This window comes from Blastococcus aurantiacus (assembly GCF_900102425.1).
Taxonomy (GTDB): Bacteria; Actinomycetota; Actinomycetes; order Mycobacteriales; family Geodermatophilaceae; genus Blastococcus; species Blastococcus aurantiacus.
Window position 1 is genome coordinate 64,911 of sequence record NZ_FNBT01000011.1, and the last position, 14,622, is coordinate 79,532.

Consider the following 14,622-nt stretch of genomic DNA (forward strand, 5'->3'; position numbering starts at 1 on the left):
GCGGAGGAGACGGTCAGTCCGCCTCGACGATGGCGAGAGGAGTTCGCCAGCCGGCCGCCGCGGCGGCCTCGGCCGGGAACGGCGGGGGAGTGCCGCCGAACGCCGGGCACACGGCCTGGTGGTCGCACCAGCCGCACAGCCGCGTCTTGTTCGGGCGGAAGTCGCCCGTGCTGACCGCCCGCTCGATCGCCGACCAGATGGCCAGGAGGGTGCGCTCGAACCGGAGCAGTTCCTCCTCGTCCGGCGCGTAGGTCAGCGCGTCGCCGTCGCCGAGGTAGATCAGCTTGAGCTGGGCGGCCACCACGCCGCGGGTGCGCCACAGCACCAGCGCGTAGAACTTCATCTGGAACAGGGCCTTGCTCTCGAACGCCTCGCGCGGCATCGAGCCGGTCTTGTAGTCGACGACCCGGAGGGCGCCGTTGCGGGCCACGTCGAGCCGGTCCACGTAGCCGCGCAGCAGCAGCCCGTCGGGCAGGGTGACCTCGACGAGCTCCTCCCGGCCCTCGGGCTCGATGCGCCGCGGGTCCTCGAGGGTGAAGTACCGCTCGACGAGCTTCCCCGCCGAGGCCAGCCACGCCTCCAGCGACTCGGGCGCGTTGACGTCGGTCTCCGCCCCCTCGCCCTGGGCGACCTCGAAGAGCTCGGCGACCCCGGGCTCCTCGCGCAGCTCCACCCAGGCGGGCTCCAGCAGCTCCAGGGCACCCTCGACGGTGCGCTGGGCCGCGGGGAGGTCGTAGAGCCGCTCCAGGACCGAGTGGACCAGCGTGCCGCGCACGGCCGCCAGGCTCTTGCGCTCGGGGAGCCGGTCGATCGTGCGGAAGCGGTAGAGCAGCGGGCAGGTCTTGAAGTCGGCCGCCCGGCTGGGGGACAGCGAGGGACGGCGCGGCGCCTGCGCCGGCTCCGCGGCCGGCTCGGGGGCCTGCGCGAGGGTCGCGTTCGTCTCCACCGTCACCGTCATGGGTCCGAGGCTAGGTCGGGGTACCGACAGTTCCGAGTGTCCGCGCCGCACGGGGGACACGGGTCACACCGGCACCCTCCGTACGCTCGGCGCCCGTGGACACCCAGCCCGAGCCCGACCAGGACGTCCGCGCGGAGACGGTCGGGTCACCCGACGAGGCGGCACCCGTTGCTCCTGCCGGCGACCCCGCCGAGCGCCCCGCGCCTGGGCCCGGTGCGTTCGTCGCCGGCGACCGCGTCCAGCTGACCGACCCGAAGGGCCGGCACCACACCGTCGTCCTCGAGCCGGGCAAGCAGTTCCACACCCACCGGGGCGCGATCGAGCACGACCACCTCATCGGCGCCCCCGAAGGGTCGGTCGTGCACTCCACGGCCAACACCGGCTACCTCGCGCTGCGCCCGCTGCTGGCCGACTACGTGCTGTCCATGCCGCGCGGCGCGCAGGTCATCTACCCCAAGGACGCCGCCCAGATCGTGGGCTTCGGCGATGTCGGCCCCGGCATGCGGGTCCTGGAGGCCGGCGCCGGCTCCGGTGCGCTGAGCTGCTCCCTGCTGCGGGCCGTCGGGTCCGAGGGGTCCCTGATCAGCTACGAGCGCCGGGAGGACTTCCTCGACGTCGCCCGGGGCAACGTGGGCGCGTTCTTCGGCCAGGTGCCGGCCAACTGGAGCCTGCGGCTGGGCGACCTGGCCGAGCACCCCGCCGACGAGGTCGTCGACCGGGTGGTCCTCGACATGCTCGAGCCCTGGGCGGTGCTGCCGACGGTGGCCGCCGCGCTGCGGCCCGGCGGCGTCCTGGTCGGATACGTGGCGACGACGACGCAGCTGTCCACCTACGTCGAGGCGCTGCGGGCCCAGGGCGTCTGGACCGAGCCGCACGCCTGGGAGTCGCTGCTGCGGCCCTGGCACGCGGTGGGCCTCGCCGTCCGCCCGGAGCACCGGATGGTGGCCCACACCGCCTTCCTGGTGACCGCGCGGCGGCTCGCCGAGGGCGCGGTGGCACCGATCCGGCAGCGGCGCGCTCAGAAGATCTGAGGCCCCGGCCGCCCGGCCTGCGGCGGCCGCGCGACCTCCTGCGAGCCCACGGCGAAGTGTCGTCCCGCGTGTATAGATTTGCGTCCTGGCTCCCCCGATCCTGCGGAGGTGCGCGATGGGCCCAGGTCCGGTCGACGGTCCCGACGAGTTCAAGGCGCGACGCGAACGTGACGTCGCTGCGCTGCTGACCCAGATCTCCTACCTCGAGGAGGAGATCGGCCTGCTGCGCCGCAAGGTGGCCGACAGCCCCCGCCAGGCGCGGGCGCTCGAGGAGCGCATCGCCGAGGCGGAGGGCCGCGCGGCGTTCCTGTCCGAGCGCAACGACAAGCTGTCCTCGACGCTCCGCGACGCCCGCGAGCAGCTGGTGACGCTCAAGGAGGAGGTCGACCGGCTGGGGCAGCCCCCGTCCGGCTACGGCGTCTTCCTGGCGCGGCACGAGGACGGCTCGGTCGACGTGTTCACCAGCGGCCGCAAGCTGCGGGTGACGCTCTCCCCGAACGTCGAGGGCCTGGACCTCCGGCCCGGCCAGGAGGTCATGCTCAACGAGGCGATGAACATCGTCGAGGCGCGCGGCTTCGAGCGCGCCGGCGACGTCGTCATGCTCAAGGAGTTGCTGGAGCCGGTCGACGGCGTGACCCAGCGGGCGCTGGTCATCGGGCACACCGACGAGGAGCGCGTCGTCTACCTCGCCGACTCGCTGAGCGACCAGCCCCTGCGCGCCGGCGACTCGCTGCTGCTGGAGTCCCGGTCGGGCTACGTCTACGAGCGGATCCCCAAGAGCGAGGTCGAGGAGCTCGTCCTCGAAGAGGTCCCCGACATCGACTACGCCGACATCGGTGGCCTCTCGCGGCAGATCGAGCAGATCCGCGACGCCGTCGAGCTGCCGTTCCTGCACGCGGACCTGTTCCGCGAGTACCAGCTGCGGCCGCCGAAGGGGATCCTGCTGTACGGCCCGCCCGGCTGCGGCAAGACGCTGATCGCCAAGGCGGTGGCGAACTCGCTGGCCAAGAAGGTGTCGGCGCTCAAGGGCGAGGGGCAGGGCAAGTCCTACTTCCTCAACATCAAGGGCCCCGAGCTGCTGAACAAGTACGTGGGCGAGACCGAGCGGCACATCCGCCTGGTCTTCCAGCGGGCGCGCGAGAAGGCCAGCGAGGGCACTCCGGTCATCGTGTTCTTCGACGAGATGGACTCGATCTTCCGCACCCGCGGGTCGGGGGTCTCCTCCGACGTCGAGTCGACGATTGTGCCGCAGCTGCTCAGCGAGATCGACGGCGTCGAGGGCCTGGAGAACGTCATCGTCATCGGCGCCTCCAACCGCGAGGACATGATCGACCCGGCGATCCTGCGGCCGGGCCGGCTGGACGTGAAGATCAAGATCGAGCGTCCGGACGCCGAGGCGGCGCGGGACATCTTCAGCAAGTACCTGCTGCCGACGCTGCCGCTGCACCCTGACGATCTGGCCGAGCACGGCGGCAGCCGCGATGCGACGATCGCCGGGATGATCCAGCGCACCGTCGAGCGCATGTACACCGAGGTGGAGGAGAACCGGTTCCTCGAGGTCACCTACGCCAACGGTGACAAGGAGGTCCTGTACTTCAAGGACTTCAACTCCGGCGCCATGCTGCAGAACATCGTCGACCGCGCCAAGAAGATGGCCATCAAGGAGCGGCTGGAGACCGGCACCGGGGGCCTGCGGGTCGGCCACCTGATGCAGGCGTGCGTGGACGAGTTCAAGGAGAACGAGGACCTGCCCAACACGACCAACCCCGACGACTGGGCGCGGATCTCGGGCAAGAAGGGCGAGCGGATCGTCTACATCCGCACGCTCATCAGCGGCAAGGGCAACGAGTCCGGCCGCGCGATCGACACGGCCACGAACACCGGCCAGTACCTGTAGCAGTTCGAGCACGCCGGCGGCCCGGTTCCCGCACACGTGGGAGCCGGGCCGTCGGCGTCTGTCCAGCTCCTGTGTCAAACGTTCTTGACTCGGAGTCAGCGCCGCTTTACGTTGCCCATGTCAAAGATGCATGACATGAGGAGCGGGCATGGCGTTCGAGGAGAAGCGGGCCTGGATCATGGCGACGGTCGCGGTGATCGCCTTCGCGGTCTACGCGGTCCTCGTCGTGGGCGGGGCCGGGGGTGAGCCCCTCGCGGATGCGCCCTACGCGGCCACCCTGTTGTGGAGCGTCGGCGCGTCGATCGCCGGCACGATCCTGCTCACCATCGCCGCGGATCTCACGGGTTCCCGCGATGACCGGGTCACCGACCAGCGGGACCGGGAGATCCACCGCCTCGGCCAGTACGTCGGCCAGTCGTTCCTCGTGCTGGGCGGCGTCGTGGCGCTGCTGCTCGCCCTCGCCGAGCAGGACCACTTCTGGATCGCCAACGCGCTCTTCCTGGCGTTCGTGCTGTCCGCGGTCCTGGGGTCGGTCGCCCGGATCGCGGCGTACCGGTGGGGCTTCCAGGAATGGTGAGGCCCACCCGCGTCACCAACCGCATCCGCACGCTGCGCTTCGCGCACGGCGAGATGACCCAGGCCGAACTGGCCCAGCGGATCGGCGTCACGCGCCAGACGGTCATCGCCATCGAGCAGGGCCGGTACTCGCCGTCCCTGGAGATGGCCTTCCGGATCGCCCACGTCTTCCGCACTCCGCTGGACGACGTGTTCCAGTACCCCACCGCAGACGAGGAGCAGCCGTGAAGGCGATCGCGCAGGACAGGTACGGCTCGGCCGACGTGCTCGGGCTCCGCGAGGTCGCCGAGCCGCCGCCCCTGGGCCCGAAGGACGTGCTGGTGGGCGTCCGTGCGGCGGGCGTCGACCGGGGCGTCTGGCACCTCATGGCCGGCGAGCCGTACGCCGTCCGGCTCGGCACGGGTCTCCGGGCGCCGCGGCAGCCGGTCCCGGGGATGGACGTCGCCGGCGTGGTCACCGCGGTCGGCGCGGACGTCTCGGGGTTCGCGGCCGGGGACGAGGTCTTCGGCGTGGGCAACGGCACCTTCGCCGAGGCCGCCGTCGTCCGCGAGGGCAAGCTCGCGCGGAAGCCGGCGACCCTGAGCTTCGCGGAGGCGGCGGCCGTCCCGGTGTCCGGGGTAGCTGCGCTGCAGGCGGTCCGGGATCAGGCGCGGGTGCGGGCAGGGCAGCGGGTGCTCGTCATCGGCGCAGGCGGGGGAGTGGGCACCTTCGCGGTGCAGATCGCGAAGGCGTCCGGCGCGCACGTGACCGGCCTGTGCAGCGCGGGGAAGGCGGAGGCGGTCAGTGCCCTGGGGGCCGACGAGGTCCTCGACTACGCGCAGGTCGACATCACCGACGGCACGCACCGCTTCGACGTCGTCCTGGACATCGCGGGCAACCGGCCGGTGCGGTCGCTGCGTCGTGCGCTGGAGGCGCGCGGGACCCTGGTGATCGTCGGCGGGGAGGGCGGCGGCCGGTGGCTGGGCATGAGCCGGCAGCTCGGGGCACTGCTGCTGTCGCCGTTCGTCCGGCAGCGCCTGCGCATGTTCGTGTCCACGGTTCGGTCGCCGGATCTGCTGGCCCTGACGGAGCTCGTCGACCGGGGCGCGGTGCGACCGCTCATCGACCGCACGTACCCGCTGGCGGAGGCGCCGGACGCCGTCCGGCAGCTCGTGGCCGGCACGGTGACGGGGAAGGTGGTGGTCACCGTCTGACGCCCGCTTTGGCCGGTGATCGCCGTCCCCGGCTCGCGCCGCCGCCTAGGGTTGGGGCATGAGCGTGCGGCGGGTCATGGGCACCGAGGTCGAGTACGGCATCTCGGTGCCGGGGCAGCCGACGGCCAATCCGACGACGCTGTCCAGCCAGGTCGTCAACGCCTGGGCGGTGGCCGAGGCGCCGACCCGCCGCCGTCCCCGCTGGGACTTCGAGGAGGAGTCGCCGCTGCGGGACGCCCGCGGGTTCGACCTCACCCCGGCGCAGGCGCTGGACCACAACGACCTGGACGAGGACACCGGGATGGCCAACGTCATCCTCACGAACGGCGCCCGCCTCTACGTGGATCACGCGCACCCGGAGTACTCGACCCCGGAGGTCACCAATCCGCGGGACATCGTGCTGTGGGACAAGGCGGGCGAGCGGGTCATGGCCGAGGCGACCCGCCGCGCCGCGCGGGTGCCGGGCACCCAGCCGATCCAGCTCTACAAGAACAACACCGACGGCAAGGGCGCCTCCTACGGCGCTCACGAGAACTACCTCATGGACCGGCGGACGCCGTTCGTCGACATCATCCGCGGTCTGGTGCCGTTCTTCGTGACGCGGCAGGTGTTCGCCGGCGCCGGGCGGGTGGGCATCGGCGCGGAGAGCCGGGGGCACGGCTTCCAGATCTCCTCGCGGGCGGACTTCTTCGAGGTCGAGGTCGGCCTGGAGACGACGCTCAAGCGGCCGATCATCAACACCCGGGACGAGCCGCACGCAGACGCCGAGAAGTACCGGCGGCTGCACGTGATCATCGGGGACGCCAACCTGGCCGAGCTGTCGACCTACCTCAAGGTCGGGACGACGTCGCTCGTGCTGGCCATGATCGAGGCGCGCTTCCTGCCGCACGACCTCTCGCTCGAGGAGCCGGTCGAGGCGCTGCAGGCGATCAGCCACGACCCCTCGCTCACGCACACGGTGCGCCTGCGGGACGGGCGCCGGATGACGGCGCTGGAGATGCAGCAGACCTATCTCGAGCACGCGCAGAAGTTCGTCGCCCAGCGCGGCGAGGGCGACGAGCAGACCGAGGACGTGCTGCGCCGCTGGGCGGAGGTGCTCGACGACCTCGCGATCGACCCGATGCGCTGCGCCGACCGGCTCGACTGGCCGGCCAAGCTGCGCCTGCTGGAGGGCTACCGCTCCCGGGACGGCCTGGAGTGGGGCGACTCGCGGCTCAAGCTGGTGGACCTCCAGTACTCGGACGTCCGGCCGGACAAGGGGCTGTACAACCGCCTGGTCGCGCGCGGCTCGATGCAGCGGCTGCTCACCGACGAGGAGGTGGAGCACGCGGTGGTGCACGCACCGACGGACACCCGTGCGTTCTTCCGCGGTGAGTGCCTGCGCCGCTTCCCCGCCTCGGTCGCGGCGGCGTCGTGGGACTCGGTGGTGTTCGACCTGGGCCGCGAGAACCTGGTGCGCATCCCGACCATGGAGCCGCTGCGCGGGACCCGCGAGCACGTCGGGGCGCTCTTCGAGGCGTCGGCGACGGCGCAGGAGCTGGTCGACACCATCACCGGCGGCTGAGTCCACACCCGTTCGCCGGACGCCGGATGTCACACCTGGCGGGTAGCTTTCAGTTCCAGCAGCAGTTCCCACGACGGGAGGGGCAGGCCATGGCCACCAGGGACACCGGCGGGCAGCAGAAGGCGACGCGCTCGCGCGAGGAGACCGACGAGGTCGAGGCCTCGGTCGACACCGAGGCGGCGGAGCGCCGGCAGGAGATGTCGGACGACGTGGACTCGATCCTGGACGAGATCGACGAGGTCCTCGAGTCCAATGCCGAGGACTTCGTTCGCTCGTACGTACAGAAGGGAGGGGAGTGATCACTTTGCGTAGTCAGTGATTGCTCTCAGTGAAGAAGTGTCCAGCATGCGGACAGACGAAGGCCGCGGCTGAGTTCAGCCGCAATCGCACGCTCAAGGACGGGCTCTCCTTCTACTGCCTCGCGTGCAATCGGGAGCGGAACAAGGCCTGGTATCGAGACAATCGTCGGTCTCTGGGCAAGGAAGTCCGCGATCACTCCTGGATTCCAGACGGTTTTCGCTGGTGCCCCTCCTGTCGGCAGCCAGTCGCCCACGAGGACTACACGCGCAACGCCACGAGCGCCTCCGGTTTCGGCAGCACCTGCCGCGGCTGCGCCAATGTGGCCAACAGCGAGTCGTACTTCTACCGCCGGTACAAGCTCACCAAGCAGCAGGTCGCTGAGATGCGAGCGGCGCAGGGCGACAAGTGCGCCATCTGCGGGGCTCCCGAGCCGCAGCACCTTGATCACGACCACGCCACCGGCGCCACCCGGGCGCTGCTATGCCAGCGATGCAACCACGGACTCGGCCTCTTCCGCGACAGCCCTGACTTCCTGCACGCGGCGGCGTTCTACGTCGCGCTGCACACCGCCCGGCATCAGGTGGCAGCCGAGATGGAGGCACTCGGCGCGGGGGCAGGTGCGGCCAGCCGGCCGGGGGAGCCGCCGGTAGGGTCGCAGCGACGACCAGGAGCCCGCGGCACCAGCTCGCGGAGCACCGGGCGGACCAGTGGTGCACGCCGGCGCGAGCAGGCGGGAGAGGCGGATGCGTGAACGAGTCATCAGCTGGCCGGAGCGGGTTCCCGCCCGCCTATCTGGACCGGGTGGGCTCCTCGTTCACCGACTTCCTGTCGACCACGGCGCCTGACCTCCTGCCCGGCCGCCGCCCCGTCCCGACCATGCCCGTGGGAGACCTCGCGCCACACGGCACGACGATCGTCGCCGTCACCTACGAGGGCGGCGTCCTCATGGGCGGCGACCGGCGCGCCACCATGGGCAACCTGATCTCCAGCCGCGACATCGAGAAGGTCTACCCGGCCGACTCCTACAGCGTCATCGGCATCGCGGGCGCGGCCGGCATCGCCATCGAGATGGTGAAGCTCTACCAGGTCGAGCTCGAGCACTACGAGAAGATCGAGGGGCTCACGATGAGCCTCGACGGCAAGGCGAACCGCCTCGCCCAGATGATCCGCGGCAACCTCGGCGCCGCCATGCAGGGCCTCGCCGTCGTCCCGCTGTTCGCCGGCTTCGACCTCGACGCCGCCGAGGGCACCGCACCCGGCCGGATCTTCAGCTACGACGTCACGGGTGGGAACTACGAGGAGCGCGGCTACGCGGCCGTGGGCTCCGGCTCGCTGTTCGCCAAGAACTCGCTGAAGAAGACCTGGCGCACCGGCCTGCCGGCCGACGCCGCCACGCGCACCGTCGTCGAGGCCCTCTACGACGCCGCCGACGACGACTCGGCCACCGGCGGTCCAGACCCGGTCCGGAAGCTCTACCCGATCGTCTACCGGGTCGACGCCGAGGGCGCGGTCCGGCTGACCGACGCGGAGGTCGCCGCCGTCGCCGACACGATCGTCACCGAGCGGGCCGAGGCCGACCGCCAGAACATGGACCGGGGGGCCTGAGCCATGACCATGCCGTACTACGCCTCTCCCGAGCAGCTCATGCGGGACCGCTCGGAGTACGCCCGCAAGGGCATCTCCCGCGGTCGCAGCGTCGCCGTCCTCACCTATGCCGACGGCGTGCTCTTCATCGCCGAGAACCCCAGCTCCACGCTGCACAAGGTGGGCGAGCTCTACGACCGCATCGGGTTCGCCGCCGTCGGCCGCTACAGCGAGTTCGAGAGCCTGCGCGTCGCCGGCGTCCGCCTCGCCGACGTGCGCGGCTACTCCTACAACCGCCGCGACGTGACCGGCCGGGTCATCGCCAACGCCTACGCCCAGACCCTGGGCGAGATCTTCACCCAGCAGACCAAGCCGTTCGAGGTCGAGCTCTGCGTCGCCGAGGTCGGAGACCGCCCGGAGACGGACCAGCTCTACCGCCTGACCTTCGACGGCTCGATCGTCGACGAGCCCGACTTCGTGGTCATGGGCGGGCAGGCCGAGGCCGTCACCGGCCACCTGCGCGAGCACTTCCACGGCGACATGGGGCTGTCCGACGCGCTCGAGGTCGGGGTCCGGGCCCTGTCGGCGGTCAGTCCCGTCACCGCGGGTGCCGGCAACGGCGGGCCCGCGAAGCTCACGGGGGCCCAGCTGGAGGTCGCCGTCCTCGACCGGCGCCGTCCCAAGCGGGCCTTCCGCCGCATCACCGGCTCCGCCCTTCGCCGGCTGCTCGGTGACGAGGCGACCCCGGACGTCGTCGACGACGCCCCGGCCACCAGCGCGCACGCCCCGAGCACGCCCGAGCCCGGTACACCCGCCGGCCTCGGCGACCCCGCCAACCCCGACACCGCCGGCGGCGCGGAGTACGAGGGCCGGCACGCGGAGGACGGTGGCGAAGGCTGAAGCGGGGCGGTTGCGCGTGAACCCGCCCTCTGTCGCTCCCGGCGCCTAGGCTCGGATCGTGGAACGACGGATCTTCGGGATCGAGACCGAGTACGGCGTCACGTGCACCTTCAAGGGGCAGCGCCGGCTGTCCCCGGACGAGGTCGCCCGCTACCTGTTCCGGCGGGTGGTGTCCTGGGGTCGCAGCTCCAACGTCTTCCTGCGCAACGGCTCCCGGCTGTACCTGGACGTCGGCAGCCACCCCGAGTACGCCACCGCCGAGTGCGACGACCTCACCGAGCTCGTCGTCCACGACAAGGCGGGGGAGCGGATCCTCGAGGGCCTGCTCGTCGACGCCGAGCAGCGCCTCGCCGAGGAGGGCGTCACCGGCGACATCTACCTCTTCAAGAACAACACCGACTCCGCGGGCAACAGCTACGGCTGCCACGAGAACTACCTGGTGGGCCGGCACGGCGAGTTCAGCCGGCTGGCCGACGTCCTCATCCCGTTCCTGGTGAGCCGGCAGATCGTCGTCGGCGCCGGCAAGGTGCTGCAGACCCCGCGGGGCGCGGTCTACTGCGTCAGCCAGCGGGCCGAGCACATCTGGGAGGGCGTCTCCAGCGCCACCACCCGTTCGCGGCCGATCATCAACACCCGCGACGAGCCGCACGCCGACGCCGAGAAGTACCGACGGCTGCACGTCATCGTCGGCGACTCGAACATGAGCGAGACGACGACGCTGCTCAAGGTCGCCATGACCGACCTCGTCCTGCGCATGATCGAGGCCGGGACGCCGATCCGGGACATGACGCTGGAGAACCCGATCCGCGCCATCCGCGAGATCAGCCACGACATGACCGGACGGCGCAAGGTGCGGCTCTCCAGCGGCAAGGAGATGTCGGCGCTGGAGATCCAGTCCGAGTACTACGACCGGGCGCTGGAGTTCGCCGACCGCGAGGGCGTCTCACCGGTGCACCGGCAGATGCTCGAGCTGTGGGGCCGCGTGCTCAAGGCCGTCGACGGCGAGGACCTCAGCCTCATCGACCGCGAGATCGACTGGGCGATCAAGTACAGCCTCATCGAGCGCTACCGGGCCAAGCGCGACCTGCCGCTGTCCTCTCCGCGGGTCGCCCAGATGGACCTCGCCTACCACGACATCAGCCGCACCCGAGGCCTGTACTACCTGCTGGAGCGGGCCGGTCAGGTCGAGCGGGTGGCCCACGAGCCGCGCGTGTTCGAGGCCAAGAACGTGCCGCCGCAGACCACCCGGGCCCGGCTGCGCGGAGAGTTCATCCGCAAGGCCCAGGAGAAGCGCCGCGACTTCACCGTCGACTGGGTGCACCTCAAGCTCAACGACCAGGCCCAGCGCACCGTGCTGTGCAAGGACCCGTTCAAGTCCGTCGACGACCGCGTCGAGAAGCTCATCGCCTCGATGTGATCCCGCTTTTCCGCGGAAAGGCAGGCTGCTCTTCCGCGGAAAAGCAGGGTCAGGGGGCGGGCTCGGCCGCGCCGTCGGCGTCGACCGGAACCGCCAGGGCTGCGTAGCGGCCGGCGGCCGCGGCTGCGAGGAAGTACGCGCGCTCCTCCGGCATGCCGCGACCCATCGTCCGCAGGGGCACGGGGGAGAGGCTGAGCGCGTCCTCCAGGCCGTCGGTGTCCACCCACACCACCGGATTGCGGGCGGGCTGGCCGGCGAGGTCCTCGTCGACCTGGGAGCCGAGCTCCGAGCCCAGACCGCGCGGGGCCACCAGCGTCACGCCCCCGAGCGCCACCCGGCCGAACGCGGTCAGCGAGTGGTGCGACACCCCCCGGTGCCGCGGCCGCGGGTCGGCGTCGGAGATGCGCAGCGCACCGACGGGTACACCGCCCAGCACGGTGACGGCGTTGCAGGCCTCACCGGCGGCGACGCCCGAGAAGCCCCACGGCGTCCCCGTGCCGAGGTTGCCGGGCCCCTGCGTGACGATCGCCAGGTCCGCCCCGAGCACGTGCCGGGCGGCCAGCAGCCCGGTGTGCACCGTGACCGCCTCGACGTCCCCACCGAAGGCCTGCCCCACGGTGACGACGCCGGCGAGCGACTTGTGCAGCGCGTCGATCGTGCGGGAGAAGCCGGCGGCCAGCGCCCCGCCGTCGGTCATGACGTAGGCGACCTTCAGGTCGGGGTCGGTGGCCAGCGCGCCGATCAGCACCGCCGGCAGCGCCGAGTGCAGGTCGGCGACCACGACGGGCATGCCGTCCAGCGAGTCGGCCTCGGCCATCGTCGCGTGGTGCTCGGTGTCCTGCTCGTCGACGCCCTGCACGGTGACCTGCAGCGGCGTGTAGCGGGCCTTCACCAGGTGCCCGGGCCCGGTCGGGTCGGCGGGCAGCCGGTCCGGGACGGCGACGACGAGCGCGTAGCCGCCGGTGCCCAGGTTCTGCGCCCACGCGGTGGTGTTCAGCAGCACGGTGTCGCCCACCTGCGGGACGCCGACCAGGGAGGGGTAGGCCAGCGCGCGGACCTCGCCGTCCTCGGGCACGGCGACCGTCAGCTCGAGCGAGTCGTGCCCTCCCCGCCCCAGTGCGGTCACCTCGCCGCGCCGCCAGCGGATGCGGGAGGAGGGGGGAGAGCTCATGTCCGCAGGCTAGCCAGCGTCCCGGAGGACGGCTGGTCGGCCGGACCTGGATAGCCTGGGCCCATGGCGGCCAAGCGGGCGGAACGACTGGTGAACCTGGTCATCGCGCTGCTGAGCACGCGGCAGTACGTGACGGCGGCCCGCATCCGCAGCACGGTGCCCGGGTACGAGCCCGACGACGGCACCGACCGCGCCGACGAGGCCTTCAAGCGGATGTTCGAGCGCGACAAGGCCGAGCTCCGCGAAATGGGCGTGCCGCTGGAGACCGGCCGCACGAGCGCCTTCGACACCGAGGACGGCTACCGCATCGCGCGTGCCGACTACGAGCTGCCCGAGATCGAGCTGACGGGCGAGGAAGCCGCGGCGGTGGGCCTGGCGCTGCGGCTGTGGGAGTCCGCCCAGCTCGCCGCGGCCGCGCAGAGCGCCCTGGTGAAGCTCCGCGCCGCCGGCATCGACGTCGACGCCGGGGGAGGCATCCCGCTGCAGCCGCGCCTGGACGCCGGTGAGCCCGCCTTCGAGCCCGTCTACGCCGCCGCCCGCGACCGCCGGGCGCTCACCTTCGACTACCAGCGCCCCGACGAGGACGCGCCCAGGCGCCGGCGCGTCCAGCCCTGGGGCGTCATCGCCTGGCACGGCCGCTGGTACCTGGGCGGCCTGGACCTCGACCGGGAGCAGCCGCGGATGTTCCGGCTCTCCCGGGTCGTCGGCACCCCGAGGGCCTCCGGCCCCTCCGGGGCCTTCGAGCCGCCCGCCGATCTCGATCTCGGCGCCATGGTGGCCTCCCAGGTCGGCGGCCAGGAGCAGGTGGTCGTGGTGCGCGCCCGACCCGGCACGGCCGTCGGGCTGCGGCGGTGGGCCACGCCGCTCGGCACGACCGAGGACGGGACGGAGGACCGGCTGGAGCTGCGCACGAGCGGCGGGTGGGGGCTGGCCGACCAGCTGGCCGCCCACGGTGCCGACGTCGTCGTCGAGTCGCCCGCCGAGATGCGGGACGCCGTGATCGCCCGCCTCACCCGGCTGGCCGCGATGGGAGCCCCCGCATGACGACCACCGGCACCACCGACCGGATGACCCGGCTGCTCGCGCTCATCCCGTACCTGACCGCCCGGCCCGGCGGCGTCCGCGTGCAGGAGGCGGCGCGCGACTTCGGCGTCACCGAGCGGCAGCTGCGCGGCGACCTGGAGCTGCTGTGGATGTGCGGGCTGCCCGGCCACGGGCCCGGCGACCTCATCGACCTCTCCTTCGAGGGCGACCGGGTGCACGTCACCTTCACCGCAGGCATGGTGCGGCCCCTGCGGCTGACCACCGACGAGGCCGTCGCGCTGGTCGTGGCGCTGAAGACCCTGCTCGAGCTGCCCGGCCTGGCCGAGCGCGAGGCGGTCAGCCGCGCCCTGGCGAAGGTGTCGGCTGCGGCCGGCCACGCCGCCGAGGTCACGCCGGTGGCGGTCAGCGTGGACGCCCGGGAGGAGACGCTCGCCGTCGTCCGGGAAGCGCTGGAGAGCAAGCGCGCCCTCCACCTGAACTACTACGTGCCCAGCCGCGACGAGCGGACAGAGCGCACCGTGGACCCGATGCGGTTGCTGCTGGTCGACGGCCGCTGGTACCTGGAGGCCTGGTGCCGCCGGGTCGAGGGCGTGCGGCTGTTCCGCCTGGACCGGGTCGACGACGTCGTCGTCCTCGACGAGCCGGCCGCCCCACCGCCGGAGGCCCACGGCCGCGACGTCGAGGGCGGGGTTTACCAGCCCGAGCCCGGCTCGCCGGTGGTGCGGCTGCGGCTGGCCCGCGGCGCCCGCTGGGTCGCCGAGTACTACCCGGTCGACTCCGCCACCCCCGTCGACGACCCGCCCGGCGGGCTGGCCGTCACCGTGCGCACCGCAGACCTGGCGTGGGCCCGCCGGCTGGTCGCCTCGCTCGGTGGGAACGCCCTCGTCGACGAGCCGGCCGGGCTGGCCGACCGGATCGCCGCGGATGCCCGGGCGGCGCTGGCCCGCTACGGCGTCGAGGCCCCCGCCGAGAGCGCGGGCTAGGGTC

At 72.2% G+C, this 14,622-nt stretch carries 15 protein-coding genes; 13 read left to right on the forward strand and 2 right to left on the reverse strand.

Going from position 1 to position 14,622, the window contains the following annotated elements; translation table 11 throughout:
- Positions 1–13: 13 nt before the first annotated feature.
- Positions 14–958, reverse strand: coding sequence for a RecB family exonuclease (locus tag BLS70_RS19405; RefSeq protein ID WP_091771316.1), 945 nt, complete (start codon positions 956–958; stop codon positions 14–16).
- 95 nt (positions 959–1,053) lie between these two features.
- On the opposite strand from BLS70_RS19405, the gene BLS70_RS19410 reads away from it, so the two are divergent.
- From BLS70_RS19410 to pafA, 11 genes are all read left to right on the forward strand, one after another.
- Entirely contained in the window at positions 1,054–1,989 is a 936-nt protein-coding gene (locus BLS70_RS19410) for a tRNA (adenine-N1)-methyltransferase (RefSeq protein WP_091771318.1), read from the forward strand.
- 115 nt (positions 1,990–2,104) lie between these two features.
- Positions 2,105–3,886, forward strand: a complete 1,782-nt coding sequence (gene arc / locus BLS70_RS19415; protein ID WP_091771320.1) for a proteasome ATPase — start codon at positions 2,105–2,107, stop codon at positions 3,884–3,886.
- Positions 3,887–4,034: 148 nt separating this feature from the next.
- Complete coding sequence (locus BLS70_RS19420; protein WP_091771322.1) at positions 4,035–4,463, forward strand: hypothetical protein; 429 nt, start codon at positions 4,035–4,037, stop codon at positions 4,461–4,463.
- A complete protein-coding gene (locus tag BLS70_RS19425; RefSeq protein WP_255362599.1) occupies positions 4,460–4,690 on the forward strand; it encodes a helix-turn-helix transcriptional regulator in 231 nt (76 codons plus the stop codon). The genes BLS70_RS19420 and BLS70_RS19425 overlap by 4 nt, the downstream gene beginning before the upstream one ends.
- Positions 4,687–5,655, forward strand: coding sequence for an NAD(P)-dependent alcohol dehydrogenase (locus BLS70_RS19430; protein ID WP_091771326.1), 969 nt, complete (start codon positions 4,687–4,689; stop codon positions 5,653–5,655). Before BLS70_RS19425 ends, BLS70_RS19430 begins: the two co-directional genes overlap by 4 nt.
- A gap of 58 nt (positions 5,656–5,713) precedes the next feature.
- Positions 5,714–7,219: a depupylase/deamidase Dop gene (gene dop, locus BLS70_RS19435; RefSeq protein WP_091771328.1), complete on the forward strand. Its 1,506-nt coding sequence runs from the start codon at positions 5,714–5,716 to the stop codon at positions 7,217–7,219.
- 89 nt (positions 7,220–7,308) lie between these two features.
- Positions 7,309–7,518 (forward strand): ubiquitin-like protein Pup, encoded by a 210-nt coding sequence (locus tag BLS70_RS19440; protein WP_091771531.1) that lies wholly within the window; start codon positions 7,309–7,311, stop codon positions 7,516–7,518.
- A 29-nt stretch (positions 7,519–7,547) separates the two neighbouring features.
- Positions 7,548–8,270, forward strand: a complete 723-nt coding sequence (locus tag BLS70_RS20590) for an endonuclease VII domain-containing protein (protein WP_255362615.1) — start codon at positions 7,548–7,550, stop codon at positions 8,268–8,270.
- Positions 8,267–9,124: a proteasome subunit beta gene (gene prcB, locus BLS70_RS19450; protein WP_176946502.1), complete on the forward strand. Its 858-nt coding sequence runs from the start codon at positions 8,267–8,269 to the stop codon at positions 9,122–9,124. The genes BLS70_RS20590 and prcB overlap by 4 nt, the downstream gene beginning before the upstream one ends.
- Positions 9,125–9,127: 3 nt before the next feature.
- The gene (gene prcA / locus BLS70_RS19455; protein ID WP_091771332.1) at positions 9,128–10,003 is read left to right on the forward strand and encodes a proteasome subunit alpha; all 876 of its coding nucleotides are present in this window, start codon (positions 9,128–9,130) and stop codon (positions 10,001–10,003) included.
- A gap of 58 nt (positions 10,004–10,061) precedes the next feature.
- Positions 10,062–11,420 carry a Pup--protein ligase gene (gene pafA, locus BLS70_RS19460; protein WP_091771334.1) on the forward strand — a complete coding sequence of 453 codons (1,359 nt, stop codon included), beginning with the start codon at positions 10,062–10,064 and terminating at the stop codon, positions 11,418–11,420.
- 49 nt (positions 11,421–11,469) lie between these two features.
- Here the strand turns inward: pafA and BLS70_RS19465 are convergent, their stop codons facing one another.
- Entirely contained in the window at positions 11,470–12,591 is a 1,122-nt protein-coding gene (locus tag BLS70_RS19465; protein WP_091771336.1) for a DUF3866 family protein, read from the reverse strand.
- A 63-nt stretch (positions 12,592–12,654) separates the two neighbouring features.
- Between BLS70_RS19465 and BLS70_RS19470 the strand changes: the two genes are divergently transcribed.
- Both BLS70_RS19470 and BLS70_RS19475 read left to right on the forward strand, forming a co-directional pair.
- A complete protein-coding gene (locus tag BLS70_RS19470) occupies positions 12,655–13,635 on the forward strand; it encodes a helix-turn-helix transcriptional regulator (RefSeq protein WP_091771339.1) in 981 nt (326 codons plus the stop codon).
- Entirely contained in the window at positions 13,632–14,618 is a 987-nt protein-coding gene (locus tag BLS70_RS19475; protein WP_091771341.1) for a helix-turn-helix transcriptional regulator, read from the forward strand. The genes BLS70_RS19470 and BLS70_RS19475 overlap by 4 nt, the downstream gene beginning before the upstream one ends.
- Positions 14,619–14,622: the final 4 nt, after the last annotated feature.

Bases quoted from the DNA above. Each gene is read 5' to 3' on its own strand.
- dop (WP_091771328.1), top strand. From the start codon at position 5,714: ATGAGCGTGCGGCGGGTCATGGGCACCGAGGTCGAGTACGGCATCTCG.
- BLS70_RS19465 (WP_091771336.1), bottom strand. From the start codon at position 12,591: ATGAGCTCTCCCCCCTCCTCCCGCATCCGCTGGCGGCGCGGCGAGGTG.
- BLS70_RS19440 (WP_091771531.1), top strand. From the start codon at position 7,309: ATGGCCACCAGGGACACCGGCGGGCAGCAGAAGGCGACGCGCTCGCGC.
- BLS70_RS19420 (WP_091771322.1), top strand. From the start codon at position 4,035: ATGGCGTTCGAGGAGAAGCGGGCCTGGATCATGGCGACGGTCGCGGTG.
- BLS70_RS19470 (WP_091771339.1), top strand. From the start codon at position 12,655: ATGGCGGCCAAGCGGGCGGAACGACTGGTGAACCTGGTCATCGCGCTG.
- BLS70_RS19475 (WP_091771341.1), top strand. From the start codon at position 13,632: ATGACGACCACCGGCACCACCGACCGGATGACCCGGCTGCTCGCGCTC.
- arc (WP_091771320.1), top strand. From the start codon at position 2,105: ATGGGCCCAGGTCCGGTCGACGGTCCCGACGAGTTCAAGGCGCGACGC.
- BLS70_RS19405 (WP_091771316.1), bottom strand. From the start codon at position 958: ATGACGGTGACGGTGGAGACGAACGCGACCCTCGCGCAGGCCCCCGAG.
- prcA (WP_091771332.1), top strand. From the start codon at position 9,128: ATGACCATGCCGTACTACGCCTCTCCCGAGCAGCTCATGCGGGACCGC.